The sequence below is a fragment of the Streptomyces hokutonensis genome (assembly GCF_000376565.1).
Lineage (GTDB): Bacteria > Actinomycetota > Actinomycetes > Streptomycetales > Streptomycetaceae > Streptomyces > Streptomyces hokutonensis.
On the sequence record NZ_BARG01000033.1, the window covers coordinates 207,366 to 229,600 of the forward strand.

The following is a 22,235-nucleotide window of genomic DNA, read 5'->3' on the forward strand; positions in this document are numbered from 1 at the left end:
CCGGGCCACGACCCCGGCCAACCGACACGGAACGGCCCCTGCCCGCCGTAGGCCTAGATCCCCGGCCGATACCGCAGCGGATGGTCCGCGGGCACCTCCACCAGCACGATCCGCGTCCCGTCCGGATCCGCCACCCACATCTCCACCAGCCCCCAGGGCTCCTTCACCGGCGGCCGTACGATCTTGGCCCCCTTCGCCCGCAACTCCTCGTACGCGGCCCCCGCGTCCGCGACCTGCAGCCACAGCCGCACGGCGGGCGAGGGCGGGGTCTCGGAGCGTCCGGAGACCTCCAGGAAGCCGCCGCCGAGGAAGTAGACGGTCCCGCGCTCGACCCCCGTCCCGAACTCCCGGTAGACGGGCAGGCCCAGCTGCTCGCCGTAGAAGGCGCGGGAACGGTCGGGGTCGGTCGGGCGGAGCAGGATACGGCTGCTCAGTACGTGCACCATGCGGCCGGAGCCTAGTCTTCGGGCCGCGTTACTCTCGTCACTGCCGAGCCGCGCCTCTGATCGGAGTTGTGCACCATGGACACCGCCGCCACCGGACTGACCTTCCGCGACGCCACCGACGCCGATGTGGACGCCCTCGTCGTGCTGATCGAGTCGGCCTACCGGGGTGACGACAGCCGGGCCGGGTGGACCACCGAGGCGGACATCCTCGAAGGGCAGCGGACCGACCCCGAGGGCGTGCTCGCGGTCATCAAGTCTCCCGACAGCCGTCTCCTGGTCGTCGAACGCGACGGCCGGGTGGTCGCCTGCTGCCAGCTCGAACACCGGGGCGACCACGCCTACTTCGGGATGTTCGCCGTCAGCCCCCAGCTCCAGGGCGGCGGCCTCGGCAAGGTCATCATCGCGGAGGCGGAGCGCGCGGCAAGGGAGACCTGGGGTGTGCGCGAGATGCACATGACCGTGATCTCCGTGCGCAACGACCTCATCGCCTGGTACGAGCGCCGCGGCTATCGCCGTACGGGCCGGATGACCCCGTTCCCGTACGGCGACGAGCGGTTCGGCATTCCGCAGCGCGACGACCTTCAGTTCGAGCTGCTGGTCAAGGAACTCGCGTAGCCCTCACGCGGTGAAGCGGCCCGTGCGTTTGATCTCCGGGTAGTCGGTGGTCGCGCCGTCCAGTTCCAGGGCGCGTACGAGCCGCAGGTGGTCCTGGGTGTTCACCACCCAGCCGATGATCTTCAAGTCCGCCTTGCGGGCCGCCTCGACGACCTCCAGGGTCAGTCGGCGGATGTTCAGGCAGACTGTTTCGGCACCGGCCTCCGTCGCCCGCTCCACCACCTCGGGACCGAAGCGGCTCGCGATCAGCGCGGTGCGTACACCGGGCACCAGACGGGCGATCTCGGTGATCGCCTCGTCGTGGAACGAGGACACCTCGACCCGTCCGACCAGGTCCCGCCGGTGCATGACCTCGGCCAGCGCCCGTGCCGCCGCGAGGTCCTTGATCTCGGCCTGGAGCGGCGAGCGGACGGCGTCCAGCACCTCCTCGAAGGTGGGTACGCGCTCGCCGCGGCCCGCGTCCAGGGTGCGCAGCTCGTCCAGGGTCCGCTCGGCGATCGGACCGGTCCCGTCGGTCGTACGGTCCACGTCGGCGTCGTGCATGACGACGAGGGCGCCGTCCCTGCTCAGATGCAGATCGAGTTCGATGACATCGAGGCCGCCCTGCTCGGCGGCGACGAAGGAACGGAGAGTGTTCTCGGGTTCGAGACCCATGACTCCGCGGTGACCGATGGTAAGGAAGTTCAAGGTTCAACTCGCTTCCGTCGACGGCGGCTCGGCACGCGCGCGCGGGCGCGGCCGGACACCGGCGTCCACGCGGCAGAGCCGCAGCCTAACGGCCGGGCCCGGCGATGGACCCGCGCGTACACGGAGGATCGCGGAGACGGCGGCGGCCGACCTGCACGGCACCGGCCGGAGCGGTCACCCTGGCGTGGGCGCGTCCCTGGGCGATTGACCGGTGGCCGGTTTCGGCGCCTCGGTCCCTGGGTAGCGGCGCCATGCCCCTTCGGTGGTCATCAGGGTTTCCGGCAGGAAAAAGTTCGGTCACGGGTAGGGGTTGGCAGGATAATCTCCCGAAGATCCTCTTGCTGAGAGAATCCACATATGTATACGGTTCCCATACGCTGGATTCTCCCGTGGAGGATGGGACATGACGGAAATTCTTGTGCAGGTGGGTTCGGAGGAGCGGGTTCCTCCCGTGACCAGGGTGGTGGAGCATCCGGCATGGCCCGTGCTCAAGGATGCCGTGGAGCGGATCCGGCCATGGCAGACCAAGGACGGGTCGATCGACTTCGCGGCCGAGGGGGCGCCGGACCGCGCGGAGGCCGCGTACGCCGTGCGCCGGGTGACGGGTGCCGTCGAGGAGCTCTCCCCGCTGCTCCCGCACGATGCCGCCTATCACGCCGCCCTGGTCCGGGACCTGGAGCGCTGGGCCGCCGACGGCTTCCAGGTGCCCGACTTCCTCGACTCGCTGCTGGCCTTCCAGCCCGCCGCGAACCGCCGGGACGGACTCCAGCACCTGGTCGTCTTCCCGATGTACACGCAGAACGGCAACCCGGACCGCAACCTCGAAGCGGTCGTCCTGCGCATGGTCTGGCCCGACTGGCTGGCCGAGCTGGAGGCGACCCGCTACGACAACCCGCTGTTCTGCGGCATCACCTTCGAGGACTTCACGACCGGCTACGACACCAACTCGGCCGTGCTCTTCCCGGAGACCATCGCCGTACGCCAGGCGCCGGAACGATTCTCCTGGGGTGGCATCTTCTGCGACCGCGAGGCCGCCCGCTTCCGCCGGGTCACCGAGGCCGCCGTCGACATCCTGGGCATGGAACTGCCCGAGGACATCGCCACCATGGTCGACGACCAGAAGCGCTGCGAGGAGGCCTTCGTCCTGTGGGACATGGTCCACGACCGCACCCACAGCCACGGCGACCTGCCCTTCGACCCGTTCATGATCAAGCAGCGCCAGCCGTTCTGGATGTACGGCCTCGAAGAGCTGCGCTGCGACCTCACCGCCTTCAAGGAGGCCGTGAAGCTGGAGGCCGACGGCGTCCCGCAGGCCCGTGACGTGCAGTACGCGGTCCTGTGCGACCGCATGTTCCGCTTCCCGGTCACCGGCGAGCGCGTCCGCAACTACGACGGACTCGGCGGCCAGCTCCTCTTCGCCTACCTGCACCAGCACGACGTCGTCCGCTGGACCGACAACAAGCTGCACATCGACTGGCGCCGCGCCCCCGAGGTCACCAACCAGCTGTGCGCCGAGATCGAGGACCTCTACCGCGCCGGCATCGACCGCCCCAAGCTCGTCCACTGGTTCAAGGCCTACGACCTGGTCGCGACCTATCTCGCCCCGCACCCGGGCTCCAAGTGGGCCAAGGGTCCCGACGCCCTGGACCTGAGCCAGCCGCCGCGGAAACTCGTGGATGACGTGCTTCCGGACGAGTTTCCGCTGAGCATGTTCTATGAGGCCCTCTCCAAGAAGCTGAAGAACGTGATCGCCTCGACCAAGGGCATCACGGCGGAGAGCGCCGAGCGGATCGCCGCGTGAGCGACCGCAGCACCGAAGTGGCTCAGGAGGCGAGGACCATGGGGAACGGGGCGCTCAACGGCGCGGTGATCGCGGTGGCCGGAGCGGGCGGACCGGCAGGCCGGGCCGTGCTGCTGCGGCTGGCGGAGGCGGGCGCGACCGTCGTCGGCTCGGACGCGCATCCCGAACGCCTGGCGGAGGCCGTGGACGCGGCCCGCTACGCGCACGGCGGTGCCACCGTCGTCGGCGACACGGTCGACCTGCTCGACCCGCAGGCCACCCGTGACTGGGCCGCGCACATCGAGAAGGACTTCGGCCGCGTCGACGGCCTGGTCCACCTCGTCGGCGGCTGGCGCGGCAGCGCCACCTTCACCGAGACCGACCTCGCCGACTGGGACCTGCTGGAGAAGCTGCTCATCCGCACCGTGCAGCACACCTCCCTGGCCTTCTACGACGGCCTGGAGCGCAGCGACCGCGGCCGCTATCTGCTGATCAGCGCGGCGGGCGCCAGCAAGCCCACGGCGGGCAACGCGGCGTACTCCGCCGCGAAGGCCGCCGCCGAGGCCTGGACCCTCGCGATGGCCGACGGCTACCGCAAGGCCGGCGGCGAGGACGGGCCCACCTCCGCCGCCGCCATCATGGTGGTGAAGGCGCTGGTGCACGACGCGATGCGCGCCGAACGCCCCAACGCGAAGTTCGCGGGCTTCACCGACGTCAAGGACCTCGCCGAGGCCATCGCCGGCGTCTGGGACAAGCCCGCCACCGAAGTGAACGGAAACCGTCTGTGGCTGACCGAGAAGCCGTGAACCCTCCGAAGACCGACGCACGGCGCCACCACGACCCGGAGATCCGCGGCTTCGCCAGCGACAACTACGCCGGCGCCCACCCCGAGGTGCTCGCCGCCCTCGCCCTCGCCAACGGCGGCCACCAGGTCGCCTACGGCGAGGACGACTACACCGAGAACCTCCAGGAAATCATCCGCAGCCACTTCGGCGCCACGGCCGAGGCATTCCCGGTCTTCAACGGCACCGGCGCCAACGTCGTCGCGCTCCAGGCGGTCACCGACCGCTGGGGCGCGGTGATCTGCGCCGAGAGCGCCCACATCAACGTCGACGAGGGCGGCGCCCCCGAGCGCATGGGCGGCCTGAAGCTGCTCACGGTGCCCACGCCCGACGGCAAGCTCACGCCCGAACTGATCGACCGGCAGGCCTACGGCTGGGACGACGAGCACCGCGCGATGCCACAGGTCGTCTCGATCACCCAGAGCACCGAACTCGGCACCCTCTACACGCCCGACGAGATCCGCGCGATCTGCGACCACGCCCACGCGCGCGGCATGAAGGTCCACCTCGACGGCTCCCGGATAGCCAACGCGGCGGCCTCCCTGGACGTCCCCATGCGGACGTTCACCAACGCGGTGGGCGTCGACATCCTCTCCCTGGGCGGGACGAAGAACGGCGCGATCTTCGGCGAGGCGGTCGTCGTCATCAACCAGGACGCCGTCAGCCACATGAAGCACCTGCGCAAGCTGTCCATGCAGCTGGCCTCCAAGATGCGCTTCGTCTCTGTGCAGTTGGAGGCGCTGCTCGCCAAGGACCTGTGGCTGCGCAACGCCCGTCACGCGAACGAGATGGCCCAGCGCCTCGCCGAGGGCGTGCGCGCGGTGCACGGGGTGGAGATCCTCTACCCGGTGCAGGCCAACGGCGTCTTCGCCCGCCTCCCGCACGACGTGAGCGTGCGCCTTCAGGAGCGGTTCCGCTTCTACTTCTGGGACGAGGCGGCCGGCGACGTCCGCTGGATGTGCGGCTTCGACACGACCGAGGACGACGTGGACGCGTTCGTGGCGGCGCTCAAGGAGGAGATGGCCCGCTAGTCAAGCTTGAACAGATGATGCATAGGTATGCGGTCGCCTGAAAAGTCATTGACTCTCGGGTGATCGCTTTCCTATGCTCTCCACCCATGGAGCTGATCCAGAACACCCCCGATCTGTCCGCCTACTTGGCCGCCGACGAGGTCATCGACCACGGTCATCCCCTCGTGCGCGAGACCGCCGCGCGACTCGCCAAGAGCGCCGTGGATTCGTATGGCTATGCACGACTGGCGTTCGAGTTCGTGCGGGACGCCATCCCCCACTCGCAGGACGCGGGTGACCCGCGCGTCACCTGGCGGGCCTCCGACGTCCTGGAGCAGGGCACCGGCATCTGTTACGCCAAGGCGCACGCGCTGGCCGCGCTGCTGCGGGCCGAGGACATCCCGACGGCCCTGTGCTACCAGAAGTTCGACGTGGTGCACGGGCTGATCGCCGTACGGTTCAACGGGGCCTGGCACCGGCAGGATCCGCGCGGCAACAAACCGGGCGTGGACGCGCAGTTCTCCCTCGACGGCGAGCGGCTGGCCTTGGTACCCGATCCGGAGTTCAATGAGCTGGACTATCCGGTGCTGTACGCTGAACCGCACCCGGTCGTCCTGAGCGCCCTGAAGGCCGCTCCCGACCGGCCGTACCTGTGGCAGACGCTCCCGACCGCACTCTGAGGCACCTCATGACGCTGACCCTGACCGTGTCCGACGAAGTCCGCACCCTCGCACCCGGCTTCACGCATGTCGTGATCGAGGCGCACGGACTGGTCAACGGGCCGAGCACCGAAGCGAGTTCGGCGCTCCTCGACGACGCGGCCCGCCGCCTCGCCGTACGACTCGACGGTCGTGCCCCGCACGAGGACCCGCACATGGCGGCCTGGCGCGAGGTGTACACGGCGTTCGGGTCGAAGCCGTCGCGGACCCGCAACTCGGCCGAGGCGCTGGCCAAGAGGGCGCTCACGGACGCCGGACTGCCCCGGATCAATGTGCTGGTCGACCTCTACAACGCCATCAGCGTCGCGTACTTGATCCCCGTGGGCGGTGAGGACACCGACCGCATCCAGGGCGGGATGACCCTCCAACGGGCCACCGGGGACGAGGAGTTCGTGACCGTCGCGGGCGGCGAGGAGATCGTCGAACACCCCGACGCGGGCGAGGTGGTGTGGACCGACGCGGCCGGTGTCACCTGTCGCCGCTGGAACTGGCGACAGGGGCCGCGCACCAGGCTCACGGAGGAATCGATGTCCGCCGTCTTCCTGTTGGAGAGCCTGGCGCCGATGTCCGTCGCCGAGGTGGAACGCGCGGGCGCCGAACTCGCCGTACTGCTGGAGAAGTTCAGCCCCGGGGCGCGGATCACTGTCCACGCCCCGGCGTGACGATTCAGCGAGCCTCGGCGGCCTTGACCTCTTCGGCGGTGGGCGCGGTGCCGCCGAGATGGGCCGGCATCCACCAGGTGTCGTCCGGACCCTTGGGGCGTACCGGATAGGCGCGCTGGGCGGCCTCCAGGAGCTCCTGGACGCGCTCGCGCAGCCGGCGGGTGATCGCGCCCGCGTACTGGTCCTGAGGGGCCTCCACCGGCTCGCCGACCCGGATGGTGATCGGGGTGTGGCTGCGCTTGAAGTTCTTCGGGTGACCCTTGGTCCACAGCCGCTGCGTGCCCCACAGGGCCATCGGGATCAGCGGGACGCCGGCCTCCTGGGCCATGCGCGCGGCACCGGACTTGAAGCTCTTCAGGGTGAAGGACTGCGAGATCGTCGCCTCGGGGAAGACGCCGACGATCTCGCCGGACCGCAGCGACTCCAGCGCGTGCTGGTAGGCGGTCTCGCCCTGCTTGCGGTCCACCGGGATGTGCTTCATGCCGCGCATCAGCGGACCGGAGATCCTGTGCCGGAACACCGACTCCTTCGCCATGAAGCGCACCAGGCGCTTCTGCGGCAGGGCGGCCAGGCCGTCGAAGATGAAGTCCAGGTAGCTGATGTGGTTGCTGACCAGCACGGCGCCGCCCGAGCGCGGAATGTTCTCCGATCCCTTGAGGTCGATCTTGAGGTCCCAGACCTTGAACAACGTTTGGGCGAGACCGACGACGGGGCGGTAGACAAGCTCAGCCATGGACGGGGTGGACCCTTCTCTCTGCCTGAAGGGGTTCTCCGGGCGGGAAAGTTACGCAGCCGTAGGTTTACGGCATTGCGCAGATCGTGCCCGAAGAACGAACGACTGGCCAGTCCTCGTGCCGGAGAACGGCGAGATCCTCGTCACGTCCATCACTTGATCCACCTCGGACTTTTAAATTTCCTTTACTCTGCGCGAACCGTCACCCGCCGTACGAGCAGGTACATCTCGCACCCCAAGCAGTACCCGAACGCGGCATTGAGGAACGCGGCGGCCAGCGCGGCACCGGTCGCCGCGAGCCCCAGCCAGGTCGGCCCCAGGCCGAAACCGACCAGGCCCACCCCCGCGAAGACCAGCCCGACCGCCTGCGCGAACCGCGGCGGCTCCGGCGACTCGAACTCCGTCGGCGGCCCGATCCGCGGCCGTACGGCCTTCCGGAACAGCCAGCCGTACGGCGAACGGCCCACGCCGCCTGCCGCGCCCAGCGCGAACGCCAGGGTCTGCCACGCCAGCAGCCAGAAGCTGCCGGTGACCAGCACGACCGCCAGTACCACGGTCGTCAGGGCCGCCCCGAAACGCGGTCCTCTCACATCGATGTCCATGAACCTAGGATTCCGCAGCGGAAACGATTCGTGGTGCTGGGAATCTTTGCAGTCTCGTGAACGCTGGAGCAGTGGATGACCGGACTCGTGGTGTGCGTGGTGGTGCTCGCGGCGGCGAGCGCCTACGGAGTGCTGCATCGGCGGCGGAGCGGGAGGGTACGGGTGCGCGGGCGCGACGGCGGAAAACGGCTCGGCGTCGCCGAGTTGGGCGGCGACCTCGGCGAGAAGGCCACCCTGGTGCAGTTCTCCAGCGCCTTCTGCGCCCCCTGCCGGGCCACGCGCCGGGTGCTGGGCGAGGTGGCCGGCATGGTCCCCGGAGTGCGTCACATCGAGATCGACGCCGAGGACCATCTGGACCTCGTACGGGAACTCGACATCCTGAAGACCCCCACCGTGCTGGTGCTCGACGCGGACGGACGGGTCGTGCGGCGCGCCACCGGGCTCCCCCGCAAGGCGGATGTCATCGCGGCCCTGGGGGAGGCGGTTTGACGATTCGGGCGGAAGCGGTGAGTCATCTCCCATATGCCGGAACGTACTTGACTGCGCACACCACCTATCGTCAGCCTGACTGTATGCCTTCGGAACTCCTTCTTTTCGGGCGGGCGCACGTCGACCTCGCACGCACCGCGAGCGCGTGCTGTCCGGGCTGTTGAGCAGCCACGGTCCAGCTCGTCGCCTCCCCAAGAAGGACAGCCCCATGACGGCCACGCCCGATCTCGGCACCTCTCAGCTCGCCTCCCCCGACCTCCTGCGTTCCGTCTTCCGGCAGCACGCGGCCGGTGTGGCGGTGATCACCGCGTACGGTGAGACCGGTCCGGTCGGCTTCACCGCCACCTCCCTCAGCTCCGTCTCGGCCCAGCCCCCGATGCTGTCCTTCGGGATCAGCACCGGCGCGTCCAGCTGGCCCGCGATATCCGGGGCCGACCATGTCGGCGTGCACGTACTCGGCGAGCATCAGGAGCAGTTGGCCGCCACCTTCGCCCGCAGCGGCGCCGACCGGTTCGGGGCGCCCACCGTCTGGCACGAGGGGCCCGAGGGCGTTCCGGTCCTCGACGGCGTGCTCGCCTGGCTGGTGTGCCGGGTCGTCGCGCGCGTGCCCGCAGGGGACCATCGCATCGTCATCGCCGAGGTCGTCCTCGGTGACCACGCGGGCTCCGGCCGCCCGCTCCTCTATCACCAGGGCCGCTTCAACGGGCTGCGTGACTGAGACCACTCCCGGTGGGTGACGGGCCACCCTGCGGAAGCGTCGAGTTCCGATTACGCTGCGTTGCACAGGTCACAGTTCAAAGCGCTTGCTTAGCGGGCACCTGCTGAGGGAGCGTAGTGCTGCGTACTGGCGAGTAATATTTCGCTCGGAGCACCGGCCGCCCGCACCGGGAACGGCCGTTCAAGGCGCCTATGCTGCCTGGAAGTAGGCAGCCGAAAAATGACGATGCAGTAGGAGAGCCGGCGTGAGCTTGAGGATCGTTGTCACTGTGAAGTACGTGCCCGACGCCACTGGCGACCGGCACTTCGCCGATGACCTGACCGTCGACCGGGACGACGTGGACGGTCTGCTCTCCGAGCTCGACGAGTACGCGGTCGAGCAGGCGCTGCAGATCTCCGAGAACTCGGACGACGACGTGGAGATCACCGTCCTGACGGTGGGCCCGGAGGACGCCAAGGACGCCCTGCGCAAGGCGCTGTCCATGGGTGCCGACAAGGCGATCCACGTCGAGGACGACGATCTGCACGGCACCGACGTCATCGGCACCTCCCTGGTGCTGGCCAAGGCGATCGAGAAGGCCGGCTTCGACCTGGTCGTCTCCGGCATGGCCTCCACCGACGGCACCGCCGGTGTGATCCCCGCCCTGCTGGCCGAGCGCCTGGGTGTCCCGCAGGTCACGCTGCTCTCCGAGGTCTCCGTCGAGGACGGCGTCGTCAAGGGCCGCCGGGACGGCGACACCGCCTCCGAGCAGCTGGAGGCCTCCCTGCCGGCCGTCGTGTCCGTCACCGACCAGTCGGGCGAGGCGCGTTACCCGTCCTTCAAGGGCATCATGGCCGCCAAGAAGAAGCCGGTTCAGGCCTGGGACCTCTCCGACCTGGAGATCGACACCGACGAGGTCGGCCTCGAGGGCGCCTGGACCGCCGTCGACTCCGCGGCCCAGCGCCCCGCGCGCACCGCCGGCACGATCGTCAAGGACGAGGGCGAGGGCGGCAAGCAGCTCGCCGAGTTCCTCGCGGGCCAGAAGTTCATCTAAGGGCCCCGACCCTCCGCAGGCTCCCTCACCGCCCCTCAGACTTCGCAAGCACGCAGGAGACCATTCCCATGGCTGAAGTTCTCGTCTACGTCGACCACGTGGACGGTGCCGTCCGCAAGCCCACCCTGGAGCTGCTGACGCTGGCCCGCCGTATCGGCGAGCCCGTCGCGGTCGCCCTCGGCTCCGGTGCCGAGAACACCGCCGCCGCGCTCGCCGAGCACGGCGCGGTGAAGGTGCTCACGCACGACGCCGCCGAGTACGCCGACTACCTCGTCGTACCGAAGGTGGACGCCCTCCAGGCCGCCTACGACGCCGTCTCCCCGGCCGCCGTCCTGGTGCCGTCCTCCGCCGAGGGCAAGGAGATCGCCGCCCGCCTCGCGGTGCGCATCGGCTCCGGCATCATCACCGACGCCACCGACCTGGAGGCCGGTGACGAGGGCCCGGTCGCCACGCAGTCGGTGTTCGCCGCCTCCTTCACCACCAAGACCCGTGTCTCCAAGGGCACCCCGGTCATCACCGTGAAGCCCAACTCGGCCGCCGTGGAGGCCGCCCCGGCCGCCGGCGCCGTCGAGGCCCTCGCGGTCACCTTCTCCGACAAGGCCACCGGCACGAAGGTCACCGCGCGCACCCCGCGCGAGTCGACCGGCCGCCCGGAGCTGACCGAGGCCGCGATCGTCGTCTCCGGCGGCCGTGGCGTCAACGGCTCGGAGAACTTCGCGATCATCGAGGCCCTCGCGGACTCCCTCGGTGCGGCCGTCGGCGCCTCGCGTGCCGCCGTCGACGCCGGCTGGTACCCGCACTCCAACCAGGTCGGCCAGACCGGCAAGAGCGTCTCCCCGCAGCTCTACATCGCCAACGGCATCTCCGGCGCGATCCAGCACCGCGCGGGCATGCAGACCTCGAAGACGATCGTGGCCGTCAACAAGGACGCCGAGGCCCCGATCTTCGACCTCGTCGACTACGGCGTGGTCGGCGACCTCTTCGACGTCGTCCCGCAGCTCACCGAGGAGATCAACACCCGCAAGGGCTGATACCGGGCTGATGCCTTCGGGCTGTACGAGGCTCCCGTGACCCACGTGGTCGCGGGAGCCTTTGTTCATCCCAGGCTGATCGTGGACTGCACGGGCAGATGGTCGCTCGGGAACTGGCTGTTCTCGGAGAACGTGTCGATGACCGTACGGCGCACGGTGATCCCCTCGCCGACCAGGATCCAGTCGATGCGGATCCCCTCCGGAATGAGCGCCCGATAGCCGTGGAAGGTGCCGTACAGCTGCCCGCGCCCGGCCGCCGCGTCCCAGGTGTCCCTGAGGCCGGCGCCCAGCATCGTGGCGTAGACCGAGGTGGTGTACGCGGCGGTGTTGAAGTCGCCGGTCACCACGAGCGGCAGGGAGCGGTCGAGGCGGGCGAGGCGCTCGGCGATGAGCGTGGCGGCGCGCTCGCGGGCGTACTGACTTGCGTTGTCCAGGTGGGTGTTGAGGACGTAGAACTGCCGTCCGTCGTCCCCGAGGTCGCGGAAGCGGATCCAGGTGGCGATGCGCGGATGGGCGCCGCCCCAGGTGTTCGAGCCGATCACGGAGGGCGTGTCGGAGAGCCAGAACTGGTCGTACTCGACGGGGGCGAGCCGGCGGGTGTCGTAGAAGATCGCCGTCTCCTCGTCGTGGCTGCCCCCCTTGCGGCCGCTGCCGATCCAGTCGTAGTGCGGTGCCAGGTCCTGCTTGATGTCCTGGAGCTGCCCGTAGAGGCCCTCCTGGGTGCCGATGATGTCGGGCGCCGCGCGGAGCAGCAGGTCGCGCATCACCGGGCGGCGGACCTGCCAGCTGTTGGGCTCCGAGCTGCTCGCGTAGCGCAGGTTGAAGGTCATGACGTCCAGCAGACGGGTCTCGTGCCGGACGGCGTCGGCGCGTACGGTTCCGATCAGTGGCACGGCGATGGCGGCCGCCACCAGCGTGGTGAGCCCCGCGCGACGGGTCACCGTCCAGGCAGTCGACATGTGCATCCCTCCCCTTGCGAGTCAGGATGAAGGGGCGGGGCGTCGGGCGGAAGAGGGCCTCGGGGCGGGAGTGAACGCCGTGGGTTCACGCCGTGGACAGGGTGTTGACCGGCGGGAAGATCCACGGATAACTTCGTTCTACGGATTGTTGATTCCGTAGAGCGGAAACCTGGAGGCTGTGGGATGGGTCAGGGCGAGCAGGAGAAGGTGGCGACGAGCCTTGCGGGCGCGGTCGGCGAGGAGATCAGCGCCTCCCTGGCACCGGTCGACGCCGAACTGGAGCGCCGCTACCCCGGCGACCCCGGCACCCGCCAGCCCGTCCACACGGTCTACGTCCCCGGTGACGTCTTCGCCGCCGACACGATCCGCACCTGGGGCGACCGCGCGCTGGCCGCCCTCGACGAACACGCCCCCGACGCCGCCTCCTTCGCCGCCGTCCTCGGCCTCTCCGACGAACTCGCCGAACCCGTCCACGCGCGCGTGCGGGCCAAGTTGGAGCGCGAGCCCATTGAAGACCTGCGGGTCGACTTCGAGGACGGCTACGGCCCCCGCCCCGACGGCGAGGAGGACGAGGCCGCCGCCCGCGCGGCCCGGCTGATCGCCGAGGCGTACGCGAAGGGCACGGCGGCGCCGTACATGGGCATCCGGATGAAGTGCATGGAGGCGCCGGTGCGCGACCGGGGCATCCGCACCCTCGACATCTTCCTGACCGGACTGATGGCGGCCGGTGGACTGCCCGAGGGGCTGGTCCTGACCCTTCCCAAGGTCACCTACGCCGAGCAGGTCACCGCGATGGTGCGGCTCCTGGAGGCCTTCGAGAAGGCGCACGGGCTCGACGCCGGCCGGATCGGCTTCGAGATCCAGATCGAGACCAGCCAGTCCATCCTGGCCACGGACGGGACCGCCACGGTCGCCCGCATGATCCAGGCCGCCGAGGGCCGCGCCACCGGCCTGCACTACGGCACCTTCGACTACAGCGCCTGCCTCGGCGTCTCCGCCGCCTACCAGGCCAGCGACCACCCGGCCGCCGACCACGCGAAGGCGGTCATGCAGGTCGCGGCGGCGGGGACGGGCGTACGCGTCTCGGACGGTTCGACCAATGTGCTGCCGGTCGGGCCGACGGAGCGAGTCCACGACGCCTGGCGGCTGCACTACGGCCTCACCCGGCGGGCGCTGGCCCGCGCGTACTACCAGGGCTGGGACATGCACCCCGGCCACATCCCCACCCGCTACGCGGCCGTCTTCGCCTTCTACCGCGAGGGCTTCGAACAGGCCGCGGCCCGCCTCGCCCGCTACGCCAACCGGGCCGGCGGCGACGTCATGGACGAGCCCGCGACAGCCAAGGCCCTCAGCGGCTATCTGCTGCGCGGCCTGGACTGCGGCGCGCTCGACATCGCGGAGGTGGCCGGCGCGACCGGGCTGACCCGGACGGACCTTGAGGGCTTCGCGGCGCCCCGCCGGGGCGACCTGACGGTGTCCGCGAAGTAGCGGACCTGTCACAGCTGTCGCCGCCATCTCCCGTTGTCACTGTCGCCCCGTAGGCTGTACGGCGTTCATGGATGTGCCACAGGAACGGAGCGGCAGTGTCTTCGGGGGAGAGCGGACGCGTGGACGGAGTCGGCCGACTGCTGGCCGGACGCTATCGCGTCGTGGCCCGGCTCGGGTGGGGCGGCATGGGTGTGGTCTGGCGCGCCGTCGACGAGGTCCTCGGCCGTGAGGTCGCGGTCAAGGAACTGCGCACCTTCACCGACGACTACGCGCCCCAACTCGCCGATCTGCGGCTGCGGATGCAGCGCGAGGCGCGGGCGGCGGCACGGGTCCGCCATCCCGGCGTCGTCGCCGTGCACGACATCGCGGAGGTCGACGGACGCCCGCTGATCGTCATGGAGCTGATCGACGGCCCCTCCCTGGACGACGTACTGGGGGAGCGCGGTCCCATCGACCCGCGCGAGGCGGCCGGGATCGGCGCGAAGGTGATGGAGGCGCTGGCCGCCGCCCACGCCGCCGGTGTGCTGCACCGCGATGTGAAGCCCGGGAACATCCTCCTGGAGCGCTCGGGCCGGGTCGTCCTCACGGACTTCGGCATAGCGACGATGGACGACCCGGGCGACGGTTCCGCCACGCACCTCACGCGCAGTGGCGAACTCATCGGTTCCCTGGACTACCTGGCCCCCGAGCGGGCGCAGGGCGCCGACCCCGGCCCGGCCTCCGACGTCTGGGCCCTGGGCGCCACGCTGTACGCCGCCGTCGAGGGCGCCTCACCGTTCCGCCGCACCTCGACGTACTCCACTCTCACGGCGATCGTCGACGAGCCCCTGCCGGAACCCCACCGCGCCGGCCCGCTCACCCCCGTCCTGCGCCAACTCCTCGACAAACGCCCCGAGTTGCGCCCCGACGCCGATCAGGCACGCAGACTGCTGGAAGCGGTGGCACAGGCGCCGGAGACGGACTCGGCGACGACCGTGTTGCGGGGGGCCGGGGGAGGGGCTGCTGCGGTGGCGGTGGGCTTCGGAGCGGGGGCGCCGACACCGAGCGGAAGTGCTGGGCCGGAAGCTCGGGTTAAGGACCCGCAGGAGTCAACGGCGGCCCGCACCACGGGGCTTGGGAGTGCGGCGCAGCTCGACGTCCCGGCCGGAGCAGGAGAGCCGAGCGCGGCGGGTACCTCCGGAAATCCGCCCGGACCGGGAGCCCAAGCCCCCGGTTCACCGGTTCCGCCGGCTGGATCGGACGCCCTCCCACTCGTCTCCACGCCCGCTCCCACCTCTGTCCCCCAGGGCTTCGGCCCGCCCCTCGCCCCGATGCCCGCACCGACCCCACCGACCGGGCCCATGGCGCACCCCGCCCATCCCCGCCGCAAGGCACGCGTTCTGATCGCCGCCGCTGCCGCAGCGGTCGTGCTCGCCGGTGCCGGAGTGGTCGTCGCCCACTACGTCAACTCCGGTGACGCGTCGGTCACTTCGCAGGGCGGCTCACCCCCGGCCCAGGACGCCGGCGACACCTCGCCCACCGCACGCGCGGACGCCAAGCGCTCGGACTCGGCCAAGCCCACGGGACAGGGCGCCGACGGGACGCAGGCACCGACCGAGCAGCACACCGGCAAGGGCGGGGACCCGACCGCCGGTCACTCGCCGACCGCCTCGCCGAGCAGGTCCACGTCCTCCGGCGGCGGAGGCACGGGCGGCAACAGCACCCCCACCACCGGAACCAGCCCCAGTTCCAGCCCCGCCCCCGCCTGTCAGTCCATCGGCGGCGGCAAGTACAACTGCCAGGTGTGGCGCACCGCCAAGTCCTACACCGCGTCCGGTACCGAGGTCGGCGTCCTCGGCGCGGGCACCAACTACTTCTACTGCCAGGTGAATCTGGGCCGCCGCGAGACCTACGGCCAGTGGACCAATGTCTGGTGGGCGAAGACGGACGACGACAGCGGCAACACGAACGTCTATGTCAGCGACGTCTACATCAAGGGCGGGGGCAACGACGAACCCGTCCCGGGGCTGCCGGTCTGCTGAGGCGCTACGAACCGCTCCAGACCGGACACCGTCACCAACCCCTCCTCCCGGAACAGCCGCGTACCCCGCTCGCACAACTCCCGGTCGGCGCGTGACCGCGTGCAGAATTCCTCCGGCGTCCGCCCGAACAGCTTCCTCAACTCCGGTGAGGCGGCGAGAAGTTCGGTGAGCAGCGCCTGCTCGCCCGGATGCCGGCGCGGCACACCCGTGCCGTTACGCACGTCACGCAACACCCCGTACCGGTTGACGTAGACATACGCGCCCCGCAGCGACTCCCCGGAGTCCGACGACGTGAAACGCAACTCGGGCCCGGTCAACCATGCTCGGTCGTACGCCCTTTCGCTCGCATCTACGACCGCGAGCTGCCGCGCGTCGAACCACGTCACGAACAACTCCCGTACGACACCCGGCGAGTTGACCGGCGACGCGGACACATAGCCCACGCGGCTCACATGCGCGGAGACGCCGATGTCGACACCGGTGGCCCGGACCTTCACCATCGGCACGGGGGAGTCGATCCCGAACTCCGCCATCTTGTGCCGCAGTTGGGCGGGGCAGGCGTTGGAACCGATGGCGAGGACCGGAGTGCGGTCGTCGTAGGTGACGCGGTCGTCGAGGGGCAGCAGCCGGTCCCCGACGAGGAGTCCGGAGGTGGCGGGCCAGACGCCCGGGTAGTCGAGCGGGAACTCGCGCGGTGCCCGGGCCAGCCCCAGAGCCTCCAGCGTACGGTCGTTCACGGTTCGGCTCAGTCCGACGGCGGCAGCTCGCCCGAGCCCCGGGTGATCAGCCGGGTCGGCAACTCGATGCGTTCCGGGGCGATGAGCGTCCCGTCCAGCTGGCGGAAGAGGCGGTCGGCGGCGGTACGGCCGAGGGCCGCGGCGTCCTGGGCGACGACGGTCACGCCGGGCTGGAGCAGGTCGGCGAGTTCGAAGTCGTCGAAGCCCACGAGGGCGATCCGGCGGGACTGTTCGGCGAGGACGCGGACGACGGTGACCGTCACGCGGTTGTTGCCGGCGAAGATCGCGGTGACGGGGGAGGGGCCGGACAGCATCTCCTCGGCGGCCCGGCGCACCCGCACGGGGTCGGTCACACCGAGGGACATCCAGGAGTCCTCGACGGCTATACCGGCGTCCTCCATGGCGGCCCGGTAGCCGCGCAAGCGCTCGGCGGCCGTGTGGATGCGGGGCATGTCGCCGATGAAGCCGATGCGCCGGTGGCCGTGGGAGATGAGGTGGGTGACCCCCTCGTGTGCGCCGCCGTAGCTGTCGGACAGGACGACATCGGCATCGATCTGTCCGGCCGGACGGTCCACGAACACGGTCGCGACGCCCGCCTTGATCTCCGGCTCCAGGTAGCGGTGGTCGTCCCCGGCCGGGATCACGACAAGACCGTCCACCCGTCGGGCGCACAGCGCGAGCACCAACTCCTGCTCGCGGTCCGGGTCTTCGGCGCTGGAGCCGTTGATGAGCAGGGCGCCGTGGGCCCGGGCCACCTCCTCGACCGCGCGGCTGAGGGGGCCGTAGAACGGGTCGGCGAGGTCCTCCAGGACGAGGCCGATGCTGGCCGTGCGGCCCTTGCGCAGGACGCGGGCGCTGTCGTTGCGCCGGAACCCCAGTGCGTCGATGGCTTCCTGGACGCGGCGCTCGGTGTCGGGGGTGACGCCCGGCTCGCCGTTGACCACCCGCGACACCGTTTTCAGGCCGACACCGGCGCGCGCGGCCACGTCCTTCATGGTCGGACGGTTGCCGTAGCGGTTCTCGGGGCGGCGGGCGGTCTCTGGCACGATGCGCTGTCCTGTCCTGTCGTCCACGGGGGATGCATAGGTCCATGGGTTTGTATGAGGATGTGGCGTCGAGCATAGAGCCTGGACAACGTTGTCATATGCGAGAGAGACTGTCCACCGATATCAACGGCCTGCGCCCCCACCGCGAGACCGGTCCAACTCACCTTCTGGTGGTTCTCATGTTTGACGGGGAGATCTGACACTGATGCACACCGACCTCGTGGCCGCGCTCGACATCGGCGGCACCAAGATCGCCGGGGCGCTGGTGGACGGCCACGGCAAGATCCTGGTGCGCGCGCAGCGCCCGACGCCCTCGCAGGACGACGGCGACACCGTGATGCGGGCCGTGGAGGAGGTGCTCGCGGAACTCACCGCATCGCCCTCGTGGTCCCGCGCGAGCGCCCTCGGCATCGGCAGCGCGGGTCCCGTGGACGCCTCCGCGGGCACCGTGAGTCCCGTCAACGTGCCCGGCTGGCGCGACTATCCGCTCGTCGAGCGGGTGCGTGCGGCGGCCGGTGACCTGCCCGTGGAGCTGATCGGTGACGGCGTGGCCATCACGGCGGCCGAGCACTGGCAGGGAGCGGCGCGCGGGCACGCCAACGCGCTGTGCATGGTGGTCTCCACCGGAGTCGGGGGCGGTCTCGTCCTCAACGGGCAGCTGCATCCCGGGCCGACCGGCAACGCGGGCCACATCGGCCACATCAGCGTGGACCTGGACGGGGACGCCTGTCCGTGCGGTTCGCGCGGCTGTGTCGAGCGGATCGCCAGCGGTCCCAACATCGCCCGGCGGGCGGTCGAGGGAGGCTGGCGGCCGGGCTCGGACGGTGACACCTCGGCCGCCGCGGTGGCCGCCGCCGCCCGCGCGGGCGACCCGGTCGCCGTCGCTTCCTTCGAGCGGGCCGCACAGGCCCTCGCGGCCGGTATCGCCGCCACCGCGACCCTCGTCGAGATCGACATCGCCGTGATCGGCGGCGGCGTCGGCAAGGCGGGCGACGTGCTCTTCACGCCGCTGCGCAAGGCGTTGAGCGACTACGCGACGCTGTCCTTCGTACGGCGGTTGACCGTGACGCCGGCCCAAATGGGCACGGACGCCGGGCTGGTGGGAGCGGCCGCGGCCGCGCTCGCCCGTCAGGCGAACAACGCGACCGCGGCCGGGGTGTGAGGCGCGGAACGGACGAAACGTTCGTTCAGTGGCCTATGCCCTTGCTCAGCACGTGAGTTGAGCGTCCGCCCAGTCCGCGTGGTCCGAGTCGATCCCGTCGCCGCCGTCGGTGACGACGAGTCGGACCACCTGGGCGCCGGTCACGTCCGCCGTGACCGGCTGGGCGGGCATCGCGTTGGTGAGGACGCCGGTGGAGGCGACCTTCGTGCCGTCCGCCCAGATCTCGAAGGCGACGGTCCCGTTGGCCCCCTTCTCGTCGTCCACACCGACGTCCGCGGTGACCTTCTCGCACGCCTTCCCGGTGTAGTACGCCACCTCGCTCTCGGCGTGGACGCCGAGCCCCTTGGCGTAGACGACTCCGCCGAGAGTGATCGGATTGCCGTCCCCCGCCGCGCTCTCCCCGTTGCTGGTGTTGCGCTCAACGGGCCCCCATCCATTGGCCGTTGACATCCACGGAAGGTCACCGAGGTACGAGGTGCCCGCCGGGGGAGCGACCACCACGGACGCGGTGAACGGGAGAGTGCTGGTGACGCGCATACCGCTCGGTGAGCGGTAACTCGCCTTCAGTACAAGGTCGTACGACCCCATGGGCGTCCCCGAGGGAGCGGTGACCGTCCACTTGGTGCGCAGCGACCTGCCGGTCGGCACGGCCTTCGCGGTCGTCGACGACTTGGGCCGGATCTTCCAGCCGGCCGGCCCGGTCAGGCTCACCGAGACGTGCTCGGCTGTCGTACGGCCGAGGTCGGTCACCGTCGTCGTGAGCGGGGTCGCCGTCGCCGCCTGGACCAACGGGGCGCCGTCCAGGCCGAGTTCGACGGCGGGCGGGTTCTTGACCGACTGCCGGTCGGCGAAGACCCGTACGAGGACCGTGCCGTGAGCCGGGACGGTCGCGGAGATCGTGCCCGCGGTGTTGTAGCTCCTGTGCTGCCACAGGTCGCGCAGGGTGTAGGCGCGGGCGTTCGGGAGGCCGACGGCGGTTGCGGTGGTGGCGATGCGCTGGGCGCTGCCGGACTCGTTGAAGAGCGCGACCGTACGGCTGCCGTCCTTCATCTCCTTGGCGACGACCCAGCGTCCGCCCTCGGACGTGACAACGTTGCCCTGCTTGCCCAACGGGTCCTGGTCGACCGCGATGACCTCCTTGTTGTCGAGGATGTCGAAGGTCGCGTCGGTCGCCTTGCGCAGGTCCGAGCCGATGAGGAGCGGCGCGGCCATGATCGACCACATCGAGAAGTGCGAGCGGTACTCGGTGTCCGTCATCCCGCCGTTGCCGACCTCCAGCATGTCGGGGTCGTTCCAGTGCCCGGGGCCGGCGTACGGCGCGAGCGGCAGGTTCTGCTTGAGGATCGACAGCATCGAACCCCAGTTGTCGCTGATGTCACCAGTGGTGCGCCACAGGTGCCCGACGTCCGAGGCCCACTCCCAGGGCTTGTTCTCGCCCCATTCGCAGATGCTGAAGACGATGGGCCGGCCGGTCGCCTTCAGGGCGTCGCGCATGGTGGTGTAGCGCAACTTGGCGTCCACGCCCTGGTTGTTGCAGTTGTCGTACTTGAGGTAGTCCACGCCCCAGTCGGCGAACTGCCGCGCGTCGCTGTACTCGTGGCCCAGAGCTCCGGGGAAGCCGGCGTCGTTGCAGGTCTTGGTGCCCGCGCTGGTGTAGATGCCGAGCTTGAGTCCCTTGGAGTGCACATAGTCGGCGACGGCCTTGATGCCGTGCGGGAAGCGGACCGGGTCGGGGACCAGCTTGCCGTCGGCGTCGCGGTTCGGCAGGGCCCAGCAGTCGTCGAGGTTGACGTACTGGTAGCCGGCCGCCTTGAGGCCCTTGGCGACGAAGAGGTCCGCGATCCCTTCGACCATGGACTCGTTGAACTCGGCACGGCAGTTGGTGGAGTTCCAGTTGTTGAAGCCCATCGGAGGTGTGAGCGCCTGACCGTCGGCCAGGGCGGGGGAGACGGGGTCCTGCGCGGGGGTGGCGACGGCGGGCGCGGCGAGGCCCGCCGTGCACAACAGCCCTGCTGCGACCGCTCCTACCAATCTTCGGCGGGTCGTGCGGGTGTAGGGGTGACGCATGGTGACCTTCCTCCGGACTCGCGAGAGATGGGATCACTTCCTGTGCATGCCATGTGCGCGATTACGGTAGGACGTGTCCAACTCTGTTGGAAGAGTTGCGTATTGATTGTTCGACTTTCCATCGCGCGCCTTTTGAACGCGTTCAACTTTCTGCGCTAGGCTCACTCCCGAACAGAAGGGGGAGCCCTGTGAAGATCGTCATTCCCGGCGGCACGGGACAGGTGGGCGCGATCCTCGACCGCGCCCTGACCGAGGCCGGCCACGAGGTCGTCGTCCTCACCAGGCGACCGACGCGCGACCGCGAAGTGTGGTGGGACGGCGAGCGGCTGGGCGCCTGGGCCCGGGAGATCGACGGCAGCGACGTCGTGATCAACCTCGCGGGCCGCAGCGTCAGTTGCCGCTACACCCCCGCCAACCTGAAGGCCATGATGGACTCGCGCGTGCACTCCGCCCGGGTCGTCGGCGAGGCGATCGCCACCGCCGCGCACCCGCCGCGCGTCTGGCTGCAGATGAGCACCGCGACCGTCTACGCCCATCGCTACGACGCCCCGAACGACGAGGCCACCGGCCTGATCGGCGGCGCCGAACCGGACGTCCCCGACTACTGGGCGTACAGCGTCGAGATCGCGAAGAACTGGGAGCGCGAGCAGGAGCGCGCCGACACCCCGGGCACCCGCAAGGTGGCCCTGCGCGCCGCGATGGTGATGAGCCCCGACCGGGGCGGTGTCTTCGACGTGCTGCTCGGGCTGGCCCGGCTCGGGCTCGGCGGTCCGGTCGCGGGCGGCGCCCAGTACGTCTCCTGGATCCACGACCAGGACTTCGTCCGCGCGGTGGAGTTCCTCGTCGCGCGCGACGACATCGCCGGGCCGGTGAACCTCGCCGCCCCGGGGCCGCTCCCGCAACGCGCCTTCATGCGCGTCCTGCGCGCCGCACGGGGCATCCCCGTGGGTCTGCCCGCCACGAAGTGGATGGCCGAGCTGGGCGCCTTCGCGCTGCGCTCGGACACCGAACTCCTCCTGAAGAGCCGGCGGGTCGTCCCGGGTCGGCTGCTGGCGGAGGGGTTCACCTTCGACCATCCGCAGTGGCCCGAGGCGGCCGTGGACCTCGTACGACGGTCACGCGGCGGGGCGGTTTCCACCCGGCGGCCGGTCCGGGCGTGACCCCGGCGCGCTTCGTCAGTTGAACGGGGCATGAAGAAGCGCAGCATGCTGGCCATCGCCTCCCTCGCCACCGGGTTCGTCGTCGCCGCGATCACCCCGTCGCACTCCCACGACCACGACGTACTCGGCGATCTGAACGTCAAGGACACCGTGGGCTCCATGGACCACCTCGTCAGCGACGGCAGTCTCGCCGTCGACGAGGGTGCCCTGGGAGAGAACAGCTGATAC

Annotated in this window: 23 protein-coding genes; 15 read left to right on the top strand and 8 right to left on the bottom strand. The window is 70.2% G+C overall.

Translation table 11 applies throughout. The features are described 5' to 3' along the window. Window positions 1-53: 53 nt before the first annotated feature. Complete coding sequence (locus SSP08S_RS20195; protein WP_019069438.1) at window positions 54-446, bottom strand: VOC family protein; 393 nt, start codon at window positions 444-446, stop codon at window positions 54-56. 75 nt (window positions 447-521) lie between these two features. On the opposite strand from SSP08S_RS20195, the gene SSP08S_RS20200 reads away from it, so the two are divergent. Continuing rightward, window positions 522-1,061: a GNAT family N-acetyltransferase gene (locus SSP08S_RS20200; RefSeq protein WP_019069439.1), complete on the top strand. Its 540-nt coding sequence runs from the start codon at window positions 522-524 to the stop codon at window positions 1,059-1,061. A 3-nt stretch (window positions 1,062-1,064) separates the two neighbouring features. Here SSP08S_RS20200 and SSP08S_RS20205 read toward each other — a convergent pair whose 3' ends face one another. After that, entirely contained in the window at window positions 1,065-1,748 is a 684-nt protein-coding gene (locus SSP08S_RS20205; protein ID WP_026178660.1) for a glycerophosphodiester phosphodiesterase, read from the bottom strand. 403 nt (window positions 1,749-2,151) lie between these two features. Here SSP08S_RS20205 and SSP08S_RS20210 point away from each other — a divergent pair, with 403 nt between their 5' ends. The 5 genes from SSP08S_RS20210 to SSP08S_RS20230 all read left to right on the top strand — a co-directional run bounded on the left by SSP08S_RS20210 (window position 2,152) and on the right by SSP08S_RS20230 (window position 6,761). Next, window positions 2,152-3,549: a DUF6421 family protein gene (locus SSP08S_RS20210; protein WP_026178661.1), complete on the top strand. Its 1,398-nt coding sequence runs from the start codon at window positions 2,152-2,154 to the stop codon at window positions 3,547-3,549. A gap of 38 nt (window positions 3,550-3,587) precedes the next feature. Continuing rightward, window positions 3,588-4,334, top strand: coding sequence for an SDR family NAD(P)-dependent oxidoreductase (locus tag SSP08S_RS20215; RefSeq protein WP_019069442.1), 747 nt, complete (start codon window positions 3,588-3,590; stop codon window positions 4,332-4,334). Then, window positions 4,331-5,401 (top strand): threonine aldolase family protein, encoded by a 1,071-nt coding sequence (locus tag SSP08S_RS20220; protein WP_019069443.1) that lies wholly within the window; start codon window positions 4,331-4,333, stop codon window positions 5,399-5,401. Before SSP08S_RS20215 ends, SSP08S_RS20220 begins: the two co-directional genes overlap by 4 nt. 86 nt (window positions 5,402-5,487) lie before the next feature. Further along, window positions 5,488-6,060 (top strand): transglutaminase domain-containing protein, encoded by a 573-nt coding sequence (locus SSP08S_RS20225; RefSeq protein WP_019069444.1) that lies wholly within the window; start codon window positions 5,488-5,490, stop codon window positions 6,058-6,060. Between the two features lie 8 nt (window positions 6,061-6,068). Beyond that, complete coding sequence (locus tag SSP08S_RS20230) at window positions 6,069-6,761, top strand: B3/B4 domain-containing protein (RefSeq protein ID WP_019069445.1); 693 nt, start codon at window positions 6,069-6,071, stop codon at window positions 6,759-6,761. Window positions 6,762-6,765: 4 nt separating this feature from the next. On the opposite strand, the gene SSP08S_RS20235 is transcribed toward SSP08S_RS20230, so the two are convergent. Further along, window positions 6,766-7,494: a lysophospholipid acyltransferase family protein gene (locus SSP08S_RS20235; protein WP_019069446.1), complete on the bottom strand. Its 729-nt coding sequence runs from the start codon at window positions 7,492-7,494 to the stop codon at window positions 6,766-6,768. A 185-nt stretch (window positions 7,495-7,679) separates the two neighbouring features. Then, complete coding sequence (locus SSP08S_RS20240; RefSeq protein WP_019069447.1) at window positions 7,680-8,096, bottom strand: DUF4395 domain-containing protein; 417 nt, start codon at window positions 8,094-8,096, stop codon at window positions 7,680-7,682. A 75-nt stretch (window positions 8,097-8,171) separates the two neighbouring features. Between SSP08S_RS20240 and SSP08S_RS55585 the strand changes: the two genes are divergently transcribed. From SSP08S_RS55585 to SSP08S_RS20260, 4 genes are all read left to right on the top strand, one after another. Further along, window positions 8,172-8,585, top strand: a complete 414-nt coding sequence (locus SSP08S_RS55585; protein WP_019069448.1) for a TlpA family protein disulfide reductase — start codon at window positions 8,172-8,174, stop codon at window positions 8,583-8,585. Between the two features lie 208 nt (window positions 8,586-8,793). Continuing rightward, window positions 8,794-9,303: a flavin reductase family protein gene (locus tag SSP08S_RS20250; protein ID WP_019069449.1), complete on the top strand. Its 510-nt coding sequence runs from the start codon at window positions 8,794-8,796 to the stop codon at window positions 9,301-9,303. 244 nt (window positions 9,304-9,547) lie between these two features. Next, window positions 9,548-10,336 carry an electron transfer flavoprotein subunit beta/FixA family protein gene (locus SSP08S_RS20255; protein ID WP_026178662.1) on the top strand — a complete coding sequence of 263 codons (789 nt, stop codon included), beginning with the start codon at window positions 9,548-9,550 and terminating at the stop codon, window positions 10,334-10,336. Window positions 10,337-10,404: 68 nt separating this feature from the next. Next, window positions 10,405-11,367: an electron transfer flavoprotein subunit alpha/FixB family protein gene (locus SSP08S_RS20260; protein WP_019069451.1), complete on the top strand. Its 963-nt coding sequence runs from the start codon at window positions 10,405-10,407 to the stop codon at window positions 11,365-11,367. Window positions 11,368-11,432: 65 nt separating this feature from the next. Here the strand turns inward: SSP08S_RS20260 and SSP08S_RS20265 are convergent, their stop codons facing one another. Beyond that, window positions 11,433-12,326: an endonuclease/exonuclease/phosphatase family protein gene (locus SSP08S_RS20265; protein WP_019069452.1), complete on the bottom strand. Its 894-nt coding sequence runs from the start codon at window positions 12,324-12,326 to the stop codon at window positions 11,433-11,435. A 183-nt stretch (window positions 12,327-12,509) separates the two neighbouring features. Between SSP08S_RS20265 and SSP08S_RS20270 the strand changes: the two genes are divergently transcribed. Further along, a complete protein-coding gene (locus tag SSP08S_RS20270) occupies window positions 12,510-13,814 on the top strand; it encodes a DUF6986 family protein (RefSeq protein ID WP_019069453.1) in 1,305 nt (434 codons plus the stop codon). A gap of 95 nt (window positions 13,815-13,909) precedes the next feature. Beyond that, complete coding sequence (locus tag SSP08S_RS20275) at window positions 13,910-15,835, top strand: serine/threonine-protein kinase (RefSeq protein WP_026178663.1); 1,926 nt, start codon at window positions 13,910-13,912, stop codon at window positions 15,833-15,835. On the opposite strand, the gene SSP08S_RS20280 is transcribed toward SSP08S_RS20275, so the two are convergent. Both SSP08S_RS20280 and SSP08S_RS20285 read right to left on the bottom strand, forming a co-directional pair. Beyond that, window positions 15,781-16,572: a hypothetical protein gene (locus SSP08S_RS20280; protein ID WP_019069455.1), complete on the bottom strand. Its 792-nt coding sequence runs from the start codon at window positions 16,570-16,572 to the stop codon at window positions 15,781-15,783. The two genes, SSP08S_RS20275 and SSP08S_RS20280, sit on opposite strands and share 55 nt — an antisense overlap. Window positions 16,573-16,580: 8 nt before the next feature. Continuing rightward, a complete protein-coding gene (locus SSP08S_RS20285) occupies window positions 16,581-17,618 on the bottom strand; it encodes a LacI family DNA-binding transcriptional regulator (RefSeq protein WP_019069456.1) in 1,038 nt (345 codons plus the stop codon). Between the two features lie 205 nt (window positions 17,619-17,823). On the opposite strand from SSP08S_RS20285, the gene SSP08S_RS20290 reads away from it, so the two are divergent. Further along, a complete protein-coding gene (locus SSP08S_RS20290; protein WP_019069457.1) occupies window positions 17,824-18,780 on the top strand; it encodes an ROK family protein in 957 nt (318 codons plus the stop codon). A gap of 45 nt (window positions 18,781-18,825) precedes the next feature. Here SSP08S_RS20290 and SSP08S_RS20295 read toward each other — a convergent pair whose 3' ends face one another. Further along, window positions 18,826-20,847 carry an NPCBM/NEW2 domain-containing protein gene (locus SSP08S_RS20295; RefSeq protein ID WP_026178664.1) on the bottom strand — a complete coding sequence of 674 codons (2,022 nt, stop codon included), beginning with the start codon at window positions 20,845-20,847 and terminating at the stop codon, window positions 18,826-18,828. A 188-nt stretch (window positions 20,848-21,035) separates the two neighbouring features. On the opposite strand from SSP08S_RS20295, the gene SSP08S_RS20300 reads away from it, so the two are divergent. Beyond that, on the top strand, window positions 21,036-22,007 hold the full coding sequence (locus SSP08S_RS20300) for a TIGR01777 family oxidoreductase (protein ID WP_019069459.1): 972 nt from the start codon (window positions 21,036-21,038) through the stop codon (window positions 22,005-22,007). A gap of 30 nt (window positions 22,008-22,037) precedes the next feature. Beyond that, a complete protein-coding gene (locus SSP08S_RS20305; RefSeq protein ID WP_019069460.1) occupies window positions 22,038-22,232 on the top strand; it encodes a hypothetical protein in 195 nt (64 codons plus the stop codon). The last annotated feature ends 3 nt before the right edge of the window (window positions 22,233-22,235 follow it).